Raw genomic sequence first — 21323 nt, 5'->3', positions numbered from 1 at the left:
TCCCCTTTCTGCACCAACAGCTATAACTAATGAGACTCACTTGCAATATCATTTATAGATGCTAGGTGCGAAGCCGTCAGGGGCGTTCGCGCCCTTGCATATTGCCAAAAGGGGGCCGCGAAACATGAAGAAGACCAGACTGCCGCTGTTGCTGGGAACCGCACTGATCATCGCACCGATCCCGGCGCTGGCGCAGGATGAGGCCGACGCGCCGGAAACCACGCGCATGGCGCTCGACCGCATGGTCATCTCCGCCGGCACGGAAAAAGTCGCGATCGACACGCCGCAGGCGGTCAGCACGCTCGACCAGGAAGATATCGACCAGATTCAGGCGACCACTATCGGCGACCTGCTGGAAGGCATGCCGGGCGTCAACGTCCAGGGTGGCGTCGGCCAGCTGGGGCAGGGCTTCAACATTCGCGGCATGGGCACGGCGATCGGCGACAGCGACAACCGCATCCTGCTGACGGTCGATGGCGTCACCAAATTCTACGAACAATATCGCATGGGCGCGCTCTTTACCGAGCCGGAGCTGTACAAGCGGGTCGAAGTGCTGCGCGGTCCCGCCTCCTCGACCCTTTATGGCGCGGGCGCGCTGGCGGGCGTGGTCAATTTCACCACCAAGGACGCGTCCGACTTCCTCGGCGACGGTGATCCGCTGGCGGTGCGCCTCAAGGCCGCGACCGAAACCAATGCGCAGGCGCGCACCCTGTCAGGCATCGTCGCGGTCCAGCCGACCGAAGGCGTCGAACTTCTGGGCAGCTACAACTACCGCCGCACGGACGATTACAAGAGCGGCAATGGCGACACGGTCGCCGCCTCCGCCACGCAATCCGACAGCTGGCTGGTCAAGGGCCGCGTTTCGATCGGCGGCAACAAGAAGCACGCCATCTGGGCCAGCTATCAGGACTGGATCAGCGACGCGCCGCAGGTCTATGACCAGATTTCCGCCGCCACCGGCAACAGCCTGATGCGCCGCCGCGTCCACGACAAGACCGCCGTGTTCGGCTATGTGAACGACTTCGACGGCAGCAAGATCTTCAATATCGAGGCGCAGGTCGCTTATTCGCTGTCGAAGGTACACCAGACCGAAACCACCTTCCTCGGCCCGCTCGCCTATTCCGACTTTTCCTACGAAAGCTGGCAGGCGAAGGTCCAGAACACCAGCGAGTTCGATCTGGGCGGCGACTGGACGACTTTCCTGATTCTAGGCGGCCAGTGGAGCACGCAGGAACGGCGCAACCCGCGCGTTGCGCTCGACGGTACGGTGACGCCGGGCGCGGGTACCCATCCCGAAGGCGACATGGATCGCTATGGCCTTTATGGCCAGCTGGAGATCGTCTGGTCCGACAAGCTGACGATCATGCCGGGCGTCCGCGTCGACTGGACCAGGCTGAAGCCGGGCGCCACCGTCGTCGGCGGCACGGTGCTGACCGACAATGTGACCGACAGCGGCGTATCGCCCAAGCTGGCCGCGCTTTACAATTTCACGCCCTGGTTCGGCCTGTTCGGATCGGTCGCGCGCACCGTGCGCATGCCCAATGTCGATGAAATCTTCACCCGTTCGGCGACACGGCCGAACAATCCCGACCTGCGGCCGGAGAAATCGGACAATGTCGAGGTCGGCTTCACCCTGTCCTTCGACGACATGCTGGGCAAGGGTGACCGCTTCCGGGCCAAGACCACCCTGTTCCAGAACGACGTCAAGGATCTGATCGTCAATGTCTCGGCGGCGGCAGGGACGCCCTATTTCCAGAACATCAACCGCTCGCGCTTCAAGGGGCTGGAGGTCGAGGCCGAATATGGCATTGGCGGCTTCTTCGCCCGCGGCAACGCCTCCTTCATCGACGGCAAGGATCGGCTGACCGGCAATTATCTCAACACGATTCCCGCAAACGACTATCGCCTGACGCTCGGCTATGCCGATGCGGGCACGGGCCTGTCGGGCGGCTGGACGGGCGAGTTCGCCGAGCGGCAGGACAAGGTGACGCCGGGCAGCTTCGCCTCGGCCGGTTCAGGCCTCGCGACGCCGGGCTATACCGTCCACAACCTCTTCTTCGCCTTCAAGCCGCAGAGCGGCCCGGCCAAGGGGTTCGAATTCCGCATCGCTGTGGATAATGTCTTCGACAAGCAGTTCCGCCGCCACCTGTCCGCGCTCGCGGCGGAGGGGCAGAGCTTCAAGTTCACCGTGGCGAACACATTCTGACGCCATGGCTGGGGCAGCGCATCCTTTCCGCATCGGTGGACCGGCAGCCGCATCGCTGCTGGTCAATGCCTTGCTGATCGCGGCGCTGCTCAATCTTGGCATGGGACATGTCAGCCGGCGGACCGAGTCTCCGGCGATGACAGTGCTGTCCCTTGCCCTGCTCAAGGGGGTGGAGCAGGGCAAGGAAGAGGCGGAGACGGCAAGGGCGGCAGCGCTCAGCACGCCCGCCGCCGTCCCGCCTCCGCCCGCCGATCCCTTGCCCGCGCCGCAGCCAGCGACGGTTGCCGCGGTCGCGCCGCCGGTCGTGGCGGTGCCGTCGCGCCTTACCCTCTCTATGCCGGTCCAGCCGGCCGCCGCGCCCGCTGCCAGCGCTGCCCCGGTCGCGTTCCCGCCCGCGCGCCGGGCGATGGCCGCCGCCGCCGCTCCATCGGCAGCATCTCCTGCGCGACGCGGCACGGCCGACGGCCTCGACGTCAAGGCGCCGCCCGGCACCAGCCGCAGCTACGCCGCCAAGGTCCGGTCCTGGCTCTACGCCCATAAAATCTATCCCCGCCGCGCCCGGATGCGGCGAGAGGAGGGGCAGGTACAAGTCCGCTTCGTCCTCGACCGCGCCGGCATCTTGCTGGAGGGCGCCGTCATCCACGGTTCGGGCAACGCCGTGCTGGACGAGGAAGCCGAAGCGATGCTGCGGCGCGCCTCACCCTATCCCCGCGCCCCGGCCGAACTGCCCGGCGAGCGGATCGAGTTCACCGCCCCGATCATCTTCACCTTGCCGGCCTGATCGCCGACGCGGCGCGGCGCGCCCTGTCGCATCCGGTGCCACTTGTGCCACCGGTGGCATAAATGCTATTCGGCGATCATGAACACGCTTTCGATGACAAGACCCGCGCTCCCCGACGCTGTGCAGATCGCCCCGGAGGATCAGGTCGCGGTCGCCCTGCGCGCGCTGGAGGCCGGGGAAACAGTATATGTCGGCGGCATCGATCTGTGCATCGCGGAACCGATCGGGCGCGGGCACAAGGTGGCGCTGCGGCCGATCGCGGCGGGCGAGCCGGTCAACCGCTATGGCTGGCCGATTGGCACGGCGACGCGCGCCATCGCAGCGGGCCAGCATGTCCACAGCCACAATCTCGTCACCAATCTGAAGGCCGAGGAGCCTTATGATTATGCGCCGATCGCCGCGCGGGCGCAGCGCGCGCCGGGTGAGTGGCGTTTCCAGGGATATCGCCGCGCCGACGGGTCGGTCGGCACGCGCAACGAAATCTGGGTGATCCCGACCGTCGGCTGCGTCGCCCGCACCGCCGAACGCGTGGCGCAGCGTGCCGCGAAAACGCATGCCGGCATTGTCGATGACGTTGTCGCCTTCCCGCACCCGCTGGGCTGTTCGCAACTGGGTGATGATCTGGACGGCACCGCGCGCCTGCTGGCGGCGCTGGCGAGCAGCCCCAATGCCGGCGGCGTGCTGCTGATGGGGCTGGGTTGCGAGGAAAATCAGCTGGCCGCGCTGCTGGAGCGCGTCCCTGAAGCGCGTCGCGCGCGCATCCGCACCGTCGGCGCGCAGATGAGCGCGGACGAGTATGATGCTGCGGCCGAGGCGATCGACGAACTGGTCGCGATCGCCGCCCGCGACCAGCGCGAGGAGGTGGACCTCAGCGCCATGCGCATCGGCCTCAAATGCGGCGGGTCGGACGGGCTCTCGGGCCTCACCGCCAATCCCTTGATCGGTCGCATCGCGGATATGGTGACGGCGGCGGGCGGGCAGGCGATCCTGACCGAGATCCCCGAAATCTTCGGCGCCGAACGGCTGCTGATGCAGCGCGCCACGGATCGCGCCGTATTCGACGATCTTGTCGCACTGGTGAACCGCTTCAAACGTTATTTCATCGACCATGGCGAACCGATTTCCGAAAATCCCAGCCCCGGCAATGTAGCGGGTGGCATCACCACGTTGGAGGAAAAGTCGCTGGGCGCGGTGCAGAAGGGCGGGCTTGCGACCCTGACCGATGTGCTGGCCTATGGCGAACGGTTGCGCCGTCCGGGCCTGTCGCTGCTGGAGGCGCCGGGGAACGATGCCGTATCGACCACGGCGCTCGCGGCGGCGGGGGCGACCATCACCCTCTTTTCCACAGGGCGCGGCACGCCGCTGGGCAGCCCGGTGCCGACGCTCAAGCTCGCGACCAACCATGATCTGGCCGAACGCAAGCCCGGCTGGATCGACTTCGACGCGGCGATGGTGCTGGACGAGGGGCTGGATGCCGCCGCCGAAGCGTTGATGGCCCGCATCTGCGCTATCGCGTCGGGCGAGCCGGCGCGCAACGAAGCCAATGGCGAACGCGACATCGCCATCTGGAAGCGCGGCGTGACGCTCTGAAGCTCCTTTGGAGTTTTATTCCCAAATCCGTTCGCTTCGAGCGAAGTCGAGAAGTTTCACGCGCCCGCGTCTCGACTAAGCTCGACACGAACGGAGATTGTCACTCAGGCCGTGACGCGGGCCGTACGGTCGCGCTTGGCCTGGATCGCGCGGCGTGCTTCCTCGACCGCCTTTTGCTCGGTGGCAAAGAGCAGGCTGTCGAGTACGGCCGACAGATGCGCCCGCATCGCCGCGCGCGCGACGGTGGGGTTGCGGTCCTTCAGCCCCTGCAACACGGCACTATGTTCGTCGACCACCGGCTTGAAATTGGCGGTCCGCGCCTTCTGGTGCAGCAGCGAGGCTTCGGGCGACGTGTCGCGCAGCCGCCAGAGTTGTTCGACCGCCTCATACACCGCCTGGTTGCGGGTCGCGCGCGCGATCGCCAGGTGAAAGGCGCGATCGGCCTGCACCGATCCGGCCGGATCGAGATTCTCCCGCGCGATCGCGGCAACTAGCGCCTCGATCTCGACCAGTTCCTCGTCCGTCACCTGGGTCGCAGCCAATGCCGCCGCCTCCCCCTCGAACAGCAGGCGGGCCTCGGTCAGTTCGATCGCGCTGATGTTGAAGCCGGGCACATCCTCCTTGCCCGGCAGACGCACGACATAGGCGCCCGAACCGATCCGCACCTCGACCAGCCCCTGCACCTCCAGCGCGATGATCGCCTCGCGCACGGTCGGCCGGCTGACGCCATGCTGCTGCGCCAGTTCGCGTTCGGCGGGCAGCCGCGCGCCGACGGGATAGCGGCCGGCCGCCAGTTCCTCCAGCAGCGCGCGCGCCAGATCCTGATAAAGTCGTTCCTGTCCCCGCCCGGTCATGACCAGTTCCTTTGGCATTACCGCATCAAGGATAAGGCCTTACCAAATAGCGGTCAACGCACCGGCCCGTGGAACTCCGCCTCGACAATGCCCATATGCCAGCCCGGCGGAACGGTGTCGGCGCCGGTATCTCCGGCCGCCTTGGCATTGTTCAGTTCCACGACCTTGCCGAAGGCATCCTTGTCCGCCACCGCGCCGGTCTGGCGGATGCGCAGGGTGGAGCCGGTCGTCGCGGGGAAATCCAGCGTCACATAGCCAAGCGACCGATCGGTCATGCCCTGCCACACCGTCTTGCCGTCGATGCTGATCTCCAGCGGATAGGCGCGCGATCGCCACCCCACCAGCTTCAGGTCGACCGCGTTCAGTTCCACCGGCCCGGAAAAGCGATAGTCGATCCAGGCGTTGCCCGGCTGTCCGTCGCTCGACCAGCGGGTCAGTTCATTGTCGTCCAGCGTGTGTCCCGCCTCCGCCTGGCCGGAGCCGGCCGTGACGCCTTGCGGCAGATGGGTCGTGCGGTGCGGCCGGAAGGATTGCCCCTCCGGTGTCGGCCCGCGCGCCAGCGAACCGGGCTGATGCGCTTCCGGAAAATCCGCCGACAGCCCGCCCTTCGCCGGCGCCACCGCTTTGCCCGCGATCGACAGGCGGGCGGGCGGCAGTCCTTCGGCCGTTACGGTCAGCCCGACCGTTCCAGCCTTCGTCCCCGCACGCAGCAGCACCCGGTTGATCCCGCCCTCCAGCGGTAGATCCTGCGACAGGACATGATTATCCTCCTCCCGCGCCGTCCCGGCATAGCTGGTCGTGCCATCGACGGCGTGTGCCTTGGTCACCACAGCCTCGCCCGTGGTTTCGCGGGCGCGCCGCTTGCCGGAGGAATCGCCCTGCGCGATGCCGCCGCGCCACAGCGCCGGGCCATCAAGGGTGAAATGCAGCATCCGGTTGTCGACCGGAACGCGCCGACCCCTGGCATCGACCGCCTCGACATCGACCAGCGCAATATCCGCCCCGTCCATGACGAAGCCGCGCGGCGACACATGCGGCGTCAGTTTCAGCCCCACCGCCGGACCGGCCGTTTCGAGGCTGGCTTCCGATGTCTCCCCACCGTTATGCGTCGCCACCGCGCGCAGCGTCCCCGGCGCGAACGCCACATCCTTCCAGCGGAACAGGAACGTGTCGCTCCGTTCCCCCTTGCCCAGCGACCGGCCGTTGACGAACAGTTCCACCGCCGCGCCATTGGACACGACCGTCACATCCTTGCGTGTGCCGGGCGCATAGCTCCAGTGGCCGATGATATGGGTGGCGGGGGTGACGCTGTCGACCCAGTCGCTCCACATCACCTTGTGCGCGTAGAAACCCTGTTTGGGGATGCGCACCGCGTCGACCTCGCCCGACCGGCGATAATTATTGTCGCCACGGAAATGGGTGTTGCTGTCGCTGAAGATGATGTTGACACCACCGGAACTGACCCGCGTTCCCGTGCCCGGCCGCGCCTGATAATAGTCGTTCCAGCGACGGACATCCTCGATCGCATGACTGTCCTGGTTGCGGTTATAGTCGGGCGCATCCTTGTGGAAGGGCGGTGTCAGTTCGTCCTGATAGAGCCGCGCCCCTTCATCGCGCGAATATTCCATCGACCACATCGGATGCTTCGCGCTCTTGTTGATATAGAGCATCTCGCCGCCATATTCGGCGAGTTTGCTGTCCAGCATCTCCCGCGATCCGATCGCCCGCCCGCCATGCGGGTCATATTGGTCGCGGATCGCCTTCAACTCGGCCATATGCGCCTCGCTGATGCTTTCGTTACCGCCCTCGTAGAAGAGGATCGACGGGTTGTTGCGGTTGTAGAGGATCGCGTCGCGCATCACTTCCTTGCGCTGCTCCCAGCGCCGGCCGCTGGTGTCGCTTTCCGCGTCGCCCGCCGGCATCGCCTGCATCAACCCGACGCGATCGGCGGATTCGATATCCTGCTTCGACGGCGTCACATGCATCCAGCGGACCAGATTGCCGCCGCTCTCGACCATCAACGCGTTGGAGAAGTCGCTGACCCAGGGCGGGATGGAGACGCCGACCGCGGGCCATTCATTCGACGTGCGCTGGGCATAGCCATGGACCTGGATCGCCCGGCCGTTGAGTTCGACCATGCCGTCGCCGAAGCGAGTCTGGCGAAAGCCGGTGCTTGTATCGACGCTATCGATCACCCGGCCGCTCTCGATCAGGCTGGTGGTGACAGTGTAGAGATAGCCATAGCCCCAGCTCCAAAAATGGAGGTCGCCCACCGGCTGCGCGGCGGCCAGCATCGCCGTCTCGCCCGGCGCGACCTGCACCGGCGCGCCGTCATAGCGGGCGACCCGCTTGCCCGATGGATCGCGTATGTCCACCCGCAGCGTCAGGTCGCGCGCGCGGTCGCTCTCATTGCGAACCTGTGTTTCGGCATGGATGGTGGCGCGGCGCGCCTTCAGGTCGAACGCATCGGCCCAGACATATTGGCCGGTAGTGCCCAGTCCTGAAAAGAGCGGCAGCGTCTGGTAGACCGGGCCGGTCAGGTGCAGCCGAACATTCTTGGTGATGCCGCCATAGTTGACGTTGAAATTGTCGTTGTTCCACTGGAAGCCACTGCCCGACGCGCGCTCCTTATATTTCCAGTTGTTGTCGACCCGCACCGCGATGACATTCCCGCCCGGCCGCAGCGCCGCCATGATGTCCGCGCCGAATGCCATGACGCCATTTTCGGACAGCGCGACCGAGCGGCCATTGACCCAGACTTCCGCCGCCTGCCGCACGCCCTCAAACTCCAGCAGCGCCTTGCCGCCCCCCGTGCCCAACCGCGCGTTGCGGGGGAGGGTGAAGCGCTTGCGATACCAGATGATGCCGGTGGACAATTGCTTGATATCGCGGGCAAAGGCCTGCGTCTCGTTAAAGGCGTTGGGCAGCGTCACGGCGCGCCAGCCGCTGTCATCGAAACCGGGCTGCTCGGCCCCGGCCGGGTCGCCGGTCATGCTCAGCCAGCCGGGGTTGAGATTATAGGTCTGCCGGGGCGAGGCGACGGCGCGGGACGCATCATGGGCATAAGCCGACACCGATGCCGAGATAGACAGGGACAATGCCGATCCCGTCGCCAGCAAGGCGAAGCCGATCAGCGCACAGCGCATCGTCCCTCGGTCAGACCCGTTCCGCATGCCGCATCCTCTCCTGATTTGGTCAGGCCAGTTTGGAGGGCTTATGCGGGTTGGTCAACCAAAATCCCAAAAGGCGGCGATATGGTTCACATGGTGAAGGCTGTCAGTTGGAAAGTCGCGTCACGATCGCTTTCGCCGCGCGTGTCACATCGTCCCATGTCACGTCGAACCCGGCCTCGTCGCCAAAATAGGGGTCGGTCACGCCGCTCCCCTCGCGTCCTGGCACCAGGTCCATCAGCAATTGCAGGCTGGCGCCGCCGTCCGCCGGGCGAACGCGCTTCAGGTTGCGCAGATTGTCCGCGTCGAGCGCGAAGACATGGGTGAAGCGGCGGAAATCCTCCGCTGAAACCTGCCGCCCGCGATAGCCGGAAATGTCGATGCCATGGCGCAGCGCCACCGCCTGCGCGCGGCGGTCTGGCGGGTTGCCGACATGCCAGTCGCCGGTGCCGGCCGAATCCACCAGCAGGTCCAGCCCCGCCTTCTCCGCCTCTGCGCGCAGGGCGGCCTCCGCCAGCGGCGATCGGCAGATATTGCCAAGGCAGACGAAGAGGACCGAAGGCGCGCCCATCAATCCGCCGCCGCCGTCGACAGGCCCAGCCCCGGCACGCCGATCGATCGCTTGCCCGAAAAATCGGTGCGCGCGACGATCACGCCCAGCTTCTCCATATAGTCGATCAGCCGCCGCACCCGCCCCGGTGAACTGGTGCCATAGGCGCGGCCCAATGCTGCGTCATCGGGGCAGGTCCGCCCGTCCAGCGCCGCGCGCGCGATCAGCAGGAAGGGGGCGAGCATATCCTCCGGCACCGGCTCCGCCGCGCGGATCGCATCCTGCCAGCGGGGATCGTCGGCATCCGCCATCCCCGCCTGCGCCATGGCGAAGCGCTTGCGAAAGGCGGGCAGGTCGAGCGGGGATCGCTTCAGCCCCTTCATCCGGCAGCGCACGCCGAAATCCTGATAGAGCGCCGACACGCTGGGCGCGGCATCGCCCAGGTCCGCGACGATATCCTCCAGCACGGCGATGACCACCGGCTCATTTTCGCCGAAATCCAGTTCGGGCGCGGCGGGCTTGGCGGATGGCGTATCGGCCAGCGCGCGCATGATCTCCTCGGCCGGGCGCGGCGGCGGCTCGGCGCGCGGGGGCGGAGGCGGCAGCGCCTCTTCTTCGACTTTCGCGAACAGCAGTTCCTGAAAATCCTCGCTGGTGGTGATCGGGGGCGGCATCAGCTTGTGGGTGCCGCCGCGCGTGCCGGTCTTCACCGCGCCGATCTTCACCGCGACCGGCCGCCGCGCAATGGCGGGGCCGAGGCCAAGGAAGCGCCCGCGCTCCAGATCGCGGATCTGCTCCGCCTGCCGCCGCTCCATGCCGAGCAGGTCGGCCGCGCGCGCCATGTCGATGTCGAGGAAGGTGCGCCCCATGAGGAAGTTGGATGCTTCGGCCGCGACATTCTTGGCCAGCTTGGCGAGGCGCTGGGTCGCGATCACGCCGGCAAGGCCGCGTTTGCGCCCACGACACATCAGGTTGGTCATGGCCGCCAGCGACAGGCGGCGCGCCTCGTCCGACACGTCGCCGGCGGCGACCGGCGCGAACATCTGCGCCTCGTCCACCACCACCAATGCCGGATACCAATGGTCGCGCGGCGCATCGAACAGGGTCGACAGGAAGGTCGCGGCGCATTTCATCTGCGCTTCGAGTTCGAGGCTGTCGAGGCTCAGCACCACCGACGCGCGATGTTCGCGGATGCGCGTCGCCATCTTCACGATCTCGCGTTCATTATAGTCGCCCGCGTCGATCACCACATGGCCATATTCGTCGGCCAGCGTCACGAAGTCGCCTTCGGGATCGATCACCACCTGCTGCACCATGGCGGCGCTTTCCTCCAGCAGGCGGCGCAACAGATGCGACTTGCCCGACCCCGAATTGCCCTGGACGAGCAGACGGGTGGCGAGCAATTCTTCCACATCGACGACGACGGCATTGCCGTGGGCGTCTGTTCCTATGCTGATGCTGGCGGTCACTTATGCCCTTTGGCCCAAGCGGGCAGGGGAGTGCAAGGGCGCGATTGGCATGCTGGGACAATCGGTCCGCTGGCCGCCGCCCTCTCCCCTGCGCTATGACGGCGGGACACAAGGAGCATCGAGTTGCGGTTTCCCCTATTGGCGTCGTTCATCCTGCTGTCCCTTTCGGCATGTGGCGACGATCGGCGGGAGGAGCGGCTGCGGGCGGCCGGTCCCAATCCCTCGCTCGAAGCGCTGCTGAAGGTCGCGGATGCCGATGCCGGCGCGCGCAAGTTCGGCATCTGCGCCGGCTGCCACAAGGCAAGCAAAGGCGCGCCCGATTTCGGCGGCCCCAATCTCTACGGCATAGTCGGGCGGCAGATGGGCCGGAATAGCAGCCGGTTCGGCTACTCGGCGGCGCTGGTCGAAAAAGCCGGCCGATGGGATGCCGCCACGCTCGACGCGTGGATCGCCAATCCGCGGCAGGTCGTACCCGGCACCAACATGCAGTTCATGGGCGTCGGTGACCCGCTCGACCGGGCGGACATCATCGCCTTTCTCCAGCGTCAGTCGGATTGACGCACTGGCCGGATAAATATCCCGGCCCATGCCTTGACCGCCGGATTGTTGCGGTGCAGCATCGGACTATTATGGAGAGCCTAGCACAAGCCCAATCCGCGCCTGCGATCACGCAGAATCCCGATATCCGCTATCTGGGGCGCCTGCTGGGCGACGTCATTCGTGCCTATGGCGGCGAAAAGCTCTACAAGCAGACCGAATATATCCGCTCCGCCTCGGTCGACCGGGCGCGTGGGCTTCAGGGCGCGGACCTGACCGACACTGGCCTCGATGCGCTCAGCCTCGACGATACGCTCAATTTCACGCGCGGTTTCATGCTCTTCTCGATGCTCGCCAATCTCGCCGAGGACCGGCAGGGCGTCGCGGCCGAGCCGGGCGCGGACGTCGCGTCGGCGGTCGCGAAGCTGGAGGCGGAGGGCGTCAGCCGCGACGCCGTGTTGGAGCTGTTGTCGCACAGCCTGATCGTGCCGGTGCTGACCGCCCACCCGACCGAGGTGCGGCGCAAGAGCATGATCGATCACAAGAATCGCATCGCCGACCTGATGCACCTCAAGGATGCCGGCCGCACCGAAACCGACGAGGGCGAAAATCTGGACGAGGCGATCTTCCGCCAGATTGCACTCCTCTGGCAGACGCGCCCGCTGCGCCGGGAAAAGCTGTTCGTGCAGGATGAGATCGACAATGTCCTGACCTATTTCCGCGACATCTTCCTCCCCGTCCTGCCGGCGCTATATGCGCGTTGGGAACGGGTGCTGGGCGCGCGCCCGCAAAGCTTCCTGCGCGTGGGCAACTGGATCGGCGGCGACCGGGACGGCAATCCCTTCGTCCAGGCCCCGCAGCTCCGGTCCGCGCTGGGCCGGGGGTGCGAGGCGGCGCTCGCCTTCTACATGGACGGGGTCCATCGGCTGGGCGCGGAACTCTCGCTCTCGACCGAACTGGCCCATGTGCCGCAGGCGGTGCTGGATCTGGCCGACGCGAGCGGCGATGCCTCCCCCAGCCGGCAGGACGAACCCTATCGCCGCGCGCTGTCGGGCATCTATGCACGACTCGCCGCCACCTATGTCGCCTTGGTCGGCAAGGCGCCGCCGCGTCCCTCCGCGCTCAGGGGAGAGGCCTATGCCAACCCCACCGACCTGCGCCATGACCTCGTCGTCGTCGCGCAGGGACTGGCGAGCGAGGGCGATGGCGCGCTGTCGACCGGTGGCGCGCTCGGTCGCCTGATTCGCGCGGTCGAAACGTTCGGCTTCCACCTCGCCACGCTCGACATGCGCCAGAACAGCGCCGTGCATGAACGGGTCGTGGCCGAACTGCTCAAGGTCGCGGGCGTCGAGGCGGACTATCTCGCGCTCGACGAATATGCGCGCATCGCGCTGCTGCGCCGGGAACTGGCCAACAACCGGCCGCTGGGCGGGCGCTTTTCCGCCTATGGCGAAGAAACCGCGTCCGAACTGGCGATCGTCCACGCCGCGGCAGAGGCGCATCGCACCTACGGCCCGCAAAGCATCACCCACTATATCATTTCCAAGGCCGAAAGCGTGTCGGACCTGCTGGAAGTGAACATCCTCCTCAAGGAAGCCGGGCTGTGGCAGGCAGGCACCGACGGCGCGCCGCCGCAGGCCGCGATCATGGCGATCCCGCTGTTCGAAACCATCGCCGACCTCGAAGCCGCGCCCAGCATCATGACCGCCTATTTCGGCCTGCCCGAAATCGCCGGCGTGGTGAAGGATCGCGGTCATCAGGAAGTGATGATCGGCTATTCCGACAGCAACAAGGATGGCGGCTACATCACCTCCACATGGGGGCTGTACAAGGCCAGCCAGGCGCTGGAGCCGGTCTTTGCCGATGCCGGCGCGGCGATGCAGCTGTTTCACGGTCGCGGCGGCGCGGTCGGTCGCGGCGGCGGCTCCGCTTTCAAGGCGATCCAGGCCCAACCCAAGGGCAGCGTGCAGGGCCGCATCCGCATCACCGAACAGGGCGAGGTGATCGCGGCCAAGTTCGGCACGCGCGACGTCGCCATGACCAATCTGGAGGCGATGACCAGCGCCACCCTGCTCGCCAGTCTGGAGCCGGAGGCTATTTCGCAGAAGGACGCCGCCCGCTTCGCAGGCGCAATGGATGAGCTGTCGAAGAATGCCTTCGCCGCCTATCGCGACCTCGTCTACGGCACGGACGGCTTCAAGGAATTCTTCCGCGAACTGACCCCGATTCAGGAAATCTCCGGTCTCAAGATCGGCTCGCGCCCGGCCAGCCGTACCAAGAGCAGCGCGATCGAGGATCTGCGCGCCATTCCCTGGGTGTTCAGCTGGGCGCAGGCGCGCGTCATGCTGCCGGGCTGGTATGGCGTGGGCCATGCGCTCTCCGCCTTCGAGGACAAGGCGCTGCTGGCGGACATGGCGCAGCACTGGTCGTTCCTGAAGTCCGCGCTCGCCAATCTGGAAATGGTGCTGGCCAAGTCCGATCTCGGCATCGCCGCACGCTATCTGCCGCTGGTCGAGGATCAGGCTGCGGGCGAGGCGATCTTCGGCCGCATCCGCGAAGGGTGGGCGCAAACGCATGACGGCCTGCTCGCCGCCACCGGCCAGTCGCGCCTGCTGGAGAAAAGCCCGTCGCTCGACACCTCGATCCGCCTGCGCCTGCCCTATATCGAGCCATTGAACCTGCTCCAGGTCGAACTGCTGAAACGCCACCGCGCCGGCGAGGACGACGCGCGGGTCAAGGAAGGCATCGAACTGTCGATCAACGCGATCGCGACGGCGCTGCGGAACAGCGGCTAAGGTGAGTTAGAGGGGGCGGGGACAGGCGTCTCCCCATTCCGTCATCCCCGCCTGCACGGGAATGACGGAATGGGGTGGGTAGCGGAATGGCTGCTTTTGGGGAGACGAACACTGATAGCAGAAGCTATGCGGTTAGAGGTCTTTCTGCATCAATGGCCCTAGTTGCGGACGTAGCGCGATTCGGATTAGATCATTGCATGGTCGAGAATCTTTTCACTGTGGTCTCAGACTTTCGCGGCACGACGAGCAGCCTTCAGGTGTATGCTGCTGACGAGCAGGATGCTGTGCTCGCTTGGGCGCAACTCCTTTCCAAAGAACGTCATTTTGGGCGTGCTTCGGGATATATCTCTAGGGCTTTCCAGTCGTGGAGCTTTCTGGCTGAAGCAATCGCGGTTAACAATCAATCGAATGTCTGGGCTGCGGGCGCCTCCTGCGGAGGAGACCATGTATGCGTGACGATTGTGAAAACGTGTCCTCCGATCGACGACCGCTAACCAACCAGAGTCTGGCATTCGTTTTTCGAGTTGCCATCTGAACGAATGGCGGGCTTTGGGCTTGGGCTGACAATGGCGGAGTGACCAAAAATGGTCGTTTCCAGACTCCAAGAAACCCTGTCCTACATCCCGCCCTTCATGCGATAACCCCACGAACACGTCGCGCCGGACTGCCCGATAGGATCAGCCCGGCGCAACATCATGTCAAAATCTGCGGGAAATGTGCGAAGTTAAGCCCGCGCCCGCCTCATGCCAGCGGGTCGGAGGCCCAGCGCTTCAACCGCGCATAGAGGCCCGCGATCACGCCCGCGAAGATCAGCACCGCGAGCGGCACCGCCCAGTGGCTTTCACCCACCAGCGCCAGCGGCGCGTCGCTGTCGGTGCCCGCGACGATGCCCGCGAAGGCGACGCCGAACAGGCTTTCGCCCACGATGAAGCCGGTCGCCATCAGCACGCCCATGCGCTCGGCGAATTCCGGGTTGCTCTGGCGCAGCGCCCAGCGATTGTAGACATGGCCGATCAGCGCGCCGACCGGGATCAGCAGCGTCAGTGCCATCGGCAGGTAGATGCCCATGCCGACCGCAAGCGGCGGCAGGCGCAGCTTGCCCGACTTGCCCAGCAGTTCGTCGATCGCGATCACGACGACGCCGATGCCCGCGCCGATGCCGATCAGGTTCCAGTCGAGGTCGCCGCCCAGCACGCCCTTGGCCAGTGCGGAGATCAGCGCGGCCTGCGGGGCGGGCAGCGCGCTCGCCTTGGCGCCCGGTGCCCCTGCAAAGCCGAAGGCGCTGTTGAGCAGATCCAGCACCGGCGGGATGACCAGCGCACCGAAGATGACGCCCAGCACCAGCGCGACCTGCTGCTTCCACGGCGTCGCGCCGACCAGCTGGCCGGTCTTGAGGTCTTGCAGATTGTCGTTGGAAATGGTCGCGATGCCAAAGACGATCGCTGTGGTGAACAACGCATAGGCGATCAGCGCCTGCGTCTGCGACGGGTCGGCATGGCCCGATCCGTAGATGGCGGCGAGCAGCAGCGACGCGCCCAGCACGGCAAGGATGCCGACGCCCGAAATCGGGCTGTTCGACGCGCCGATCAGGCCCGCCATATAGCCGCAGACCGACGCGATGACGATGCCCGCCACCAGCACATAGGCCAGCGTCAAGCCGATCACAGGGATCGGATTGGCGGCGATCGGTCCGCCCTGCGCGAAGATCCAGAGCAGCACGCCGATTGGCAGCAGCGCGGCCAGGATGGTGCCACCGACGATGCCGATCGGCAGGTCGCGCTCGGTAATGTCGAGGCTGGCGGCATTGCCCGACTTGCGCGTGGCGTTGGCGGCCAGCGCGGACCGGATGCCGCTGACGATGGGGCCAAGGATCTTGAGCAGGGTCCAGATCGCCGCCACGCCGATCGTGCCCGCGCCGATGAAGCGCGCCTTCATGCGGAAGGCGGTGCCGACGATGTCGGACAGGTCCGCGCCGGCGGGCAGCGGTGCGGTCAGATAGGGGACGAGGCCGGTCCAGCTGATCAGCAGGCCGATGAACATGGCGACGCCCACCGACAGGCCGACCAGATGGCCGACGCCGATCAGCGCCATGGAGAAACTGGTCGAGACGGAGGTCGCGCCCGCGCCGAACTTGAAGAAGGTTGCGGCTTCCTCCGCGATGATCTTGGTCTTGGCGACGATCGAGAAGCTGGCGGCGGCGACGGCGCTGGCGACGATGGCGGCAAGGCCGCGCTTGTTTTCTTCAAGGCCTTCGCGCGAACCCGCGCCGACCTTCAGCACTTCGGCGGCCGCGACGCCTTCGGGATAGGGGAGGTCGGACCCGGTGACGAGCGCGCGGCGCAGCGGCACCGAATACATCACGCCCAATATGCCGCCGGTCGCGATGGTGAAGGCGGACAGCCAATAAGGGAAGCCCTGCCACCAGCCGATGATGACCAGCCCCGGCAGGACGAAGATGATCGCGGACAGGGTGCCGGCGGCCGACGCGATGGTCTGGACGATGTTGTTTTCCAGAATCATGCCGGTCGCGAACAGCCGCAGCACCGCCATGGAAATGACCGCCGCAGGAATCGATGTCGCGAAGGTCAGGCCGATCTTGAGGCCCAGATAGACGTTCGCCGCCGTGAAGACGAGGGTGATGAGCGCGCCCAGAATGACGCCGCGTAGCGTCAGTTCGGCCATCCCGCTGGCCTGATCCCTATCCGTCGTCACCTGTCGTCCCCTCGGCTTTCCGCTCGCATCAAAGGGCTGGTAATAATCTTGCTTGGCCGTGGATCAATCGGAAAGTGGGTCAGGAGGCGCTTTCCGCCCTGACCTGTGCCGGAGCGACACGGTCCAGCCAGGCATCGACCAGACCGGTCCAGCGCTGATATCCGCGCGCATTCATGTGCAGGCCGTCCGGGCGGAACAGCGACGCATCGGGCAGGCCGTCCGCCGCCAGCAGCACCGTGCCGACGTCGAGATAGACGAAGCCGTCCGCCCTTGCACGGGCGGCGACGGCGGCATTGACCTGCTCCATCTTCGGGTGGAGCGTCCAGCGGATCGGGCTGGGCTTCAGCGACAGGAAGGCGATGGGCGCGCGTGGATAGTCGGCGCGCAATTTCTTCAGCAGTGCCAATATGTCGCGCGTGACCGCTTCGGGCGCAGTGCCGGCGGCAAGGTCGTTCTCGCCGACGTAGACGACGACCGATCGCGGCGCGACCGGGGGCAGCAGCCGCTTGTAATAATGGAGCACATGCGCCGTGGTCGCGCCGCCGAAGCCGCGATTGACCGTGCCGATATCATGGAAGCTGCCGGCTATGTCCCATAGCCGGATGCTCGAACTGCCGATGAACAGCGTGGCGTCGCGCACCGGCGGTCCGGCGGCATTGGCCTTGGCAAAGGCTTCCACCTCCCGCGAAAAGGGAAAGACCGGATCGGCATTGGGCGGCGGCGTCGGGGCAGCGGACAGCGCGCCGGCTATCAGCAGCGCGCCGAGGCTGCCGCCCAGCGGCGCCCAAAACCGCTTAGTGGCGATGGAGCGGGCGCAGGAGATATTTGCCGTCTGCATAGCTTCCGAACATGTCGGTGATGGCGGGGTGGTCGATCGGCTCGTCGCTGTCGTCTCCAACCAGATTCTGCTGGCTGACATAGGCGACATAGCTCGAATCGCCATTTTCGGCGAGCAGATGATAGAAGGGCTGCTGCTTGTCCGGCCGGGCATGTTCGGGAATCGCATCATACCATTCCTCGCTATTGGCGAAGACCGGATCGATATCGAACACGACGCCGCGGAAACCGAACATGCGATGCTTGACCACATCGCCGATATTGAAGCGGGCATGGACGATCGGCGGAGCGGAAACGCCGGCGCCGAAAATCTGAATCGTGTCTCTCATATGACCAATTTAGGACTCTGTTGCGCCGACACAAGAAAAATACCTGATTGGCGGCTTGGCAAGCGTGATTTCATTCGCTAATGGCCGCCCCTCGACCGGGACGGCCCAGCGCCGGACCTTCTGCGGAGAGGTGGCAGAGTGGTCGAATGCACCGCACTCGAAATGCGGCGTGCCCGCGAGGGTACCGAGGGTTCGAATCCCTCCCTCTCCGCCACAACTTTCTAAGTCACGGCTTTCTCGTAACTTTCTGATCGAACGCCGCTTTCACAGCCCTTGTGCTACAAAGCGGTGCTACAAAAATGCGATTGATGACTCATATCCGAGGGTCCAGTGATGGCGGATTCGAAGTCCGTATCGTCGTGCCTCGCGATTGTCGGTCAAGGATCGGGAAGGTCAATCTGACGCGCCGCCTTGGCCGTGTTTCAAAATCGGATGCGAACCGCCTTGCTGTTCCCGTGATTGGAAAATTTCGTGCCATGATCGAGGCGGTGCGTTCAGGTGATCCAGTTCCCGATTATCAGCTTGCGCTATCGACACTGGTGCCGACGAGCAGAGGAGTGGAGGCGGTTACGCACCGGGTCGTCGGGCAATCTCGCCCTTCGGTGAAATTGATGGACTTGTATGACGGCTATGCACGGGAACGGCAGCCGTCTCCGGCAACAATGAAGCGCTGGCGGCCAGTGATTGCGAGCCTAATCAGTCACCTTGGACACGATGATGCCAACCTCATCACGGCAGACGATATCATCGGTTGGAAGGAAGCCTTGGCGCGCGATGGCATTGCGGGCAGGACGATACGAGAGGTATACCTCGCCGCCATCAAGGTCGTGCTGGGATGGTCCGTCGAGAACCGCAAAATAGCCGTCAATCCCGCAACGGATGTGACGGTTCGCGTGCCTAAGACTGTCCGCCTGCGGGAGAGAGGCTTCTCGGTTATCGAGGCGCGGACCATTCTGAAGGCTTCTCTGGAGAGGGGCTTCAGTCGCATTTCAGAAGAACATGCGAGGGCGCGTCGATGGATACCTTGGATTTGTGCCTACAGCGGCGCTCGCGTTGGAGAAATTGGCCAGCTACGCGGCTGTGATTTCTCGAAAGTCGATGGAGTGTGGGCCTTACGAATCACGCCAGAGGCGGGGTCAACAAAATCTGGGACGGCGCGCTGGGTTCCCATTCATGACCATCTGCTTGAGCAGGGGATATTGGAAATGGTGACAAGGGTCGGCATTGGTCCATTATTCTTCGACCCTAGTCGCGCTCGTGGCGGTTCGGATGGAAACCCTCACGCGAAGAAGGTTGGAGAGCGGTTGGCGAAATGGGTTCGAGAGTTGGGTGTCAATGACCCGCACGTTCAACCAAACCATTCGTGGCGCCATCTTTTCAAAACCATTGCTCGCCGAGCTGGAATAGACCCGGCGGCACGCGATGCCATTCAAGGTCACGCCCCACGGACTGTAGGTGAAGAATATGGCGATTGGCCTGTGGACGTGCTGGCGAAAGCCATCTCGGCTTTTCCTCGGTTTCACACATGATTGACATACGACTGACCGCCGCCTTGGATCAGTTGAAGCTATTTCGCCGATGATTATCCCGCGCCCTAGCGAGGGGCGCGGGACGCTATTGTTATCGACCGGTGCGGACACGCTCTCGTTCAGTGGTTTTCGGGTGCCGGTCGGCGTAATTCTTCTTCACAAATTGCCCGCTATCGGAATCGCGGTAGACGGTCTTTTTCGGTTCATCCTTGCTCATGTCATTCTCCGGTTTGGTTTCAAGATATGGAGATGCTGGGCGTTGGCGCTGGGCGTAGCGGCGAGGACGAATCCCCGCCGCTGCGCTTGCTCCGACTAAGCCGGAACCAGGATAGGCCATGCCTTAAGGCCAAAGGCCTTGGCATAAAGCACCTTGCCGGTGTGCGCACACTTCCGCCAAGGGCGGAAGATGTAGCGGTAACCAGGCGGAGGTGCCGGGAGTGATCCCGTCGCCATGCCACGTCTCCGAGGGGCGCTGTTTGCCTTGACAGGAGAACCAAATGTTTATAACGCGGCGTTGTCACACGGCCGATTCGGTTTCCTGTGCAGGGCTCCCTCACCGGCAAGCCCCTGCGAGCCCGATGAGGGAAACTTGAGGCCCGAGCATTGCTCGGGTCTTTTATTTTGTGATCATTCCCTTCCGTTTCAGGTAGTCTATGCGGTTGCTCGCTGCTTGGTAGCTTACGCCGTGGCGGTTCATGACGGATTGCGGCGTATCCCACAAACTGAAGAACTGGGCGGGCATAAGCAGCGAGCTTGCGAAGTGGTTTGCTTGCGGTTCACTCAATCTGAAAGGTTCGACTTTCCGATCAGATGTGGCCCTGGCTAGTGGCACGTTGGTGTGCATTGCCCAATGGCCAAATTCATGTGCGGCGGTGAATCTATCGCGCGGATCGCCATTCCAAGCGCCTCGATAAACATCCTCTCGAAGCATGATGAACTCGCCGTTGGGATCGGTGTATCCCTCAGCAGCGCCCATCACGCTGCGTTCCTCAATAACAAACTGGAAGAGGCCCAATGTCTGATCCAGGACTTTTTCCATCATTTCCATGATGGGAGTATGGGCGGCATTCTCCAAATTGAACGCTGCTCGCCAATCCTGGGCCGATTTTTCGATAGCATTCCAGTTCCTCGGCGGAACGATGAAGTTTTGCCCACTCATTTCCTACCTCTGTTTGTTGCTCAGTATGTCATGGATATTCCTAAGTTGATCCTCCGAAAGATCATTCATGCGCCGTGCCAAGAGGCCTGCGGTGTCTCTCCCAAGGATGGTATTCGGCTCAATCGTAAAAGCTTTTCGAGCACGGTCGGCGGCAGAACGCAGTGCGTCAGCAGCGTCATTTGCTAAGCCGTATGCACGGATGATCATTTCCTCGAAGCCCGACGGCGGCGACTTTTTTCCGACCTCAACCGCCGAGACGAAGGCGGCTGATTTCTGAATTTTGTCAGCCATATCGAGAAGACGTTCATCCCGATCGATCCGAATTTTGCGAAGCTCCTTTCCGAGTTCGGTGATCATGTTGACAGTCCCTTCTCCCCTTGTGCGTGAATCGGGTAACCTCCTCATTAACCTTACTATAGGCTCAAAGGGTGATACGTTCAACCACGCGGGTTAAAAAAATTTCGATGTGGGTTGGTCGCATAAACCCGCGAGGACTTTAGGCAAATGTGCGAAGAATGCAATCGCTCTGCGGCGAACGAACCGAAGCCTTCCGTCGGCGACCGTGCGCGCCCTGTGTATTCCACAGAGCACCGCTTTGTAGCACAAGGGCTGTGAAAGCGGCGTTCGATCAGAAAGTTACGAGAAAGCCGTGACTTAGAAAGTTGTGGCGGAGAGGGAGGGAAGCCCATTTCCTGATCTCGAACGGCCTGATCTCAGCCGCAGGTCTGTGTGCCATAATAGCAGATTGTAGCGTCGATGTGGAGCGGGGGTTCGAGGGACGTGCGCTCCGTCGAACCGTCGCGAT

General features: G+C 64.3%; 17 protein-coding genes and 1 tRNA gene. 8 read left to right on the top strand and 10 right to left on the bottom strand.

Features of this window, described 5'->3' with window-relative positions:
* Positions 1-124: 124 nt before the first annotated feature.
* From VMR39_RS04495 to VMR39_RS04485, 3 genes are all read left to right on the top strand, one after another.
* Positions 125-2206: a TonB-dependent receptor domain-containing protein gene (locus VMR39_RS04495; protein ID WP_325414775.1), complete on the top strand. Its 2082-nt coding sequence runs from the start codon at positions 125-127 to the stop codon at positions 2204-2206.
* A gap of 4 nt (positions 2207-2210) precedes the next feature.
* Positions 2211-2987 carry an energy transducer TonB gene (locus tag VMR39_RS04490; protein ID WP_325414773.1) on the top strand — a complete coding sequence of 259 codons (777 nt, stop codon included), beginning with the start codon at positions 2211-2213 and terminating at the stop codon, positions 2985-2987.
* Between the two features lie 78 nt (positions 2988-3065).
* The gene (locus VMR39_RS04485) at positions 3066-4577 is read left to right on the top strand and encodes an altronate dehydratase family protein (RefSeq protein ID WP_325414771.1); all 1512 of its coding nucleotides are present in this window, start codon (positions 3066-3068) and stop codon (positions 4575-4577) included.
* 104 nt (positions 4578-4681) lie between these two features.
* On the opposite strand, the gene VMR39_RS04480 is transcribed toward VMR39_RS04485, so the two are convergent.
* The 4 genes from VMR39_RS04480 to VMR39_RS04465 all read right to left on the bottom strand — a co-directional run bounded on the left by VMR39_RS04480 (position 4682) and on the right by VMR39_RS04465 (position 10620).
* Positions 4682-5431: a FadR/GntR family transcriptional regulator gene (locus VMR39_RS04480; RefSeq protein ID WP_325414769.1), complete on the bottom strand. Its 750-nt coding sequence runs from the start codon at positions 5429-5431 to the stop codon at positions 4682-4684.
* A 53-nt stretch (positions 5432-5484) separates the two neighbouring features.
* Positions 5485-8604 (bottom strand): glycoside hydrolase family 2 protein, encoded by a 3120-nt coding sequence (locus VMR39_RS04475; RefSeq protein WP_325414767.1) that lies wholly within the window; start codon positions 8602-8604, stop codon positions 5485-5487.
* Between the two features lie 103 nt (positions 8605-8707).
* Positions 8708-9172: a low molecular weight protein-tyrosine-phosphatase gene (locus VMR39_RS04470; RefSeq protein WP_325414765.1), complete on the bottom strand. Its 465-nt coding sequence runs from the start codon at positions 9170-9172 to the stop codon at positions 8708-8710.
* Positions 9172-10620 carry an ATP-binding protein gene (locus tag VMR39_RS04465; RefSeq protein ID WP_325414763.1) on the bottom strand — a complete coding sequence of 483 codons (1449 nt, stop codon included), beginning with the start codon at positions 10618-10620 and terminating at the stop codon, positions 9172-9174. The genes VMR39_RS04470 and VMR39_RS04465 overlap by 1 nt, the downstream gene beginning before the upstream one ends.
* Before the next feature lie 123 nt (positions 10621-10743).
* On the opposite strand from VMR39_RS04465, the gene VMR39_RS04460 reads away from it, so the two are divergent.
* From VMR39_RS04460 to VMR39_RS04450, 3 genes are all read left to right on the top strand, one after another.
* Positions 10744-11178: a cytochrome C gene (locus tag VMR39_RS04460; protein ID WP_325414761.1), complete on the top strand. Its 435-nt coding sequence runs from the start codon at positions 10744-10746 to the stop codon at positions 11176-11178.
* A gap of 71 nt (positions 11179-11249) precedes the next feature.
* Positions 11250-13952, top strand: coding sequence for a phosphoenolpyruvate carboxylase (ppc, locus tag VMR39_RS04455; protein ID WP_325414759.1), 2703 nt, complete (start codon positions 11250-11252; stop codon positions 13950-13952).
* A 197-nt stretch (positions 13953-14149) separates the two neighbouring features.
* Positions 14150-14446 (top strand): hypothetical protein, encoded by a 297-nt coding sequence (locus tag VMR39_RS04450; RefSeq protein WP_325414757.1) that lies wholly within the window; start codon positions 14150-14152, stop codon positions 14444-14446.
* Between the two features lie 247 nt (positions 14447-14693).
* Here VMR39_RS04450 and VMR39_RS04445 read toward each other — a convergent pair whose 3' ends face one another.
* From VMR39_RS04445 to hspQ, 3 genes are all read right to left on the bottom strand, one after another.
* Entirely contained in the window at positions 14694-16634 is a 1941-nt protein-coding gene (locus tag VMR39_RS04445; RefSeq protein ID WP_414712457.1) for an OPT family oligopeptide transporter, read from the bottom strand.
* Positions 16635-16743: 109 nt separating this feature from the next.
* Complete coding sequence (locus VMR39_RS04440; protein WP_325414753.1) at positions 16744-17502, bottom strand: GDSL-type esterase/lipase family protein; 759 nt, start codon at positions 17500-17502, stop codon at positions 16744-16746.
* On the bottom strand, positions 17459-17830 hold the full coding sequence (hspQ, locus tag VMR39_RS04435) for a heat shock protein HspQ (protein ID WP_325414751.1): 372 nt from the start codon (positions 17828-17830) through the stop codon (positions 17459-17461). Before hspQ ends, VMR39_RS04440 begins: the two co-directional genes overlap by 44 nt.
* A 124-nt stretch (positions 17831-17954) precedes the next feature.
* Between hspQ and VMR39_RS04430 the strand changes: the two genes are divergently transcribed.
* Positions 17955-18044, top strand: a tRNA-Ser gene (locus VMR39_RS04430).
* A gap of 262 nt (positions 18045-18306) precedes the next feature.
* A complete protein-coding gene (locus VMR39_RS04425; protein WP_325414749.1) occupies positions 18307-19359 on the top strand; it encodes a hypothetical protein in 1053 nt (350 codons plus the stop codon).
* Between the two features lie 91 nt (positions 19360-19450).
* Here VMR39_RS04425 and VMR39_RS04420 read toward each other — a convergent pair whose 3' ends face one another.
* From VMR39_RS04420 to VMR39_RS04410, 3 genes are all read right to left on the bottom strand, one after another.
* Positions 19451-19576 (bottom strand): hypothetical protein, encoded by a 126-nt coding sequence (locus VMR39_RS04420; RefSeq protein ID WP_325414747.1) that lies wholly within the window; start codon positions 19574-19576, stop codon positions 19451-19453.
* 399 nt (positions 19577-19975) lie between these two features.
* Positions 19976-20518, bottom strand: coding sequence for an ImmA/IrrE family metallo-endopeptidase (locus VMR39_RS04415; protein WP_325414745.1), 543 nt, complete (start codon positions 20516-20518; stop codon positions 19976-19978).
* Between the two features lie 3 nt (positions 20519-20521).
* Entirely contained in the window at positions 20522-20875 is a 354-nt protein-coding gene (locus VMR39_RS04410; RefSeq protein ID WP_325414743.1) for a hypothetical protein, read from the bottom strand.
* Between the last annotated feature and the right edge of the window lie 448 nt (positions 20876-21323).

It is taken from the genome of Sphingobium sp. (assembly GCF_035511395.1).
GTDB lineage: Bacteria > Pseudomonadota > Alphaproteobacteria > Sphingomonadales > Sphingomonadaceae > Sphingobium.
Note: the sequence above shows the minus strand (reverse complement) of the source record. Positions and strands in the feature narration are given on the sequence as shown.

Coding starts and splice junctions, on each gene's coding strand:
- VMR39_RS04495 (WP_325414775.1), top strand. CDS start 125: ATGAAGAAGACCAGACTGCCGCTGTTGCTGGGAACCGCACTGATCATC.
- VMR39_RS04490 (WP_325414773.1), top strand. CDS start 2,211: ATGGCTGGGGCAGCGCATCCTTTCCGCATCGGTGGACCGGCAGCCGCA.
- VMR39_RS04485 (WP_325414771.1), top strand. CDS start 3,066: ATGAACACGCTTTCGATGACAAGACCCGCGCTCCCCGACGCTGTGCAG.
- VMR39_RS04480 (WP_325414769.1), bottom strand. CDS start 5,431: ATGACCGGGCGGGGACAGGAACGACTTTATCAGGATCTGGCGCGCGCG.
- VMR39_RS04475 (WP_325414767.1), bottom strand. CDS start 8,604: ATGCGGAACGGGTCTGACCGAGGGACGATGCGCTGTGCGCTGATCGGC.
- VMR39_RS04470 (WP_325414765.1), bottom strand. CDS start 9,172: ATGGGCGCGCCTTCGGTCCTCTTCGTCTGCCTTGGCAATATCTGCCGA.
- ppc (WP_325414759.1), top strand. CDS start 11,250: ATGGAGAGCCTAGCACAAGCCCAATCCGCGCCTGCGATCACGCAGAAT.
- VMR39_RS04450 (WP_325414757.1), top strand. CDS start 14,150: ATGGTCGAGAATCTTTTCACTGTGGTCTCAGACTTTCGCGGCACGACG.
- VMR39_RS04445 (WP_414712457.1), bottom strand. CDS start 16,634: ATGGCCGAACTGACGCTACGCGGCGTCATTCTGGGCGCGCTCATCACC.
- VMR39_RS04440 (WP_325414753.1), bottom strand. CDS start 17,502: ATGCAGACGGCAAATATCTCCTGCGCCCGCTCCATCGCCACTAAGCGG.
- hspQ (WP_325414751.1), bottom strand. CDS start 17,830: ATGAGAGACACGATTCAGATTTTCGGCGCCGGCGTTTCCGCTCCGCCG.
- VMR39_RS04425 (WP_325414749.1), top strand. CDS start 18,307: ATGATCGAGGCGGTGCGTTCAGGTGATCCAGTTCCCGATTATCAGCTT.
- VMR39_RS04420 (WP_325414747.1), bottom strand. CDS start 19,576: ATGAGCAAGGATGAACCGAAAAAGACCGTCTACCGCGATTCCGATAGC.
- VMR39_RS04415 (WP_325414745.1), bottom strand. CDS start 20,518: ATGAGTGGGCAAAACTTCATCGTTCCGCCGAGGAACTGGAATGCTATC.
- VMR39_RS04410 (WP_325414743.1), bottom strand. CDS start 20,875: ATGATCACCGAACTCGGAAAGGAGCTTCGCAAAATTCGGATCGATCGG.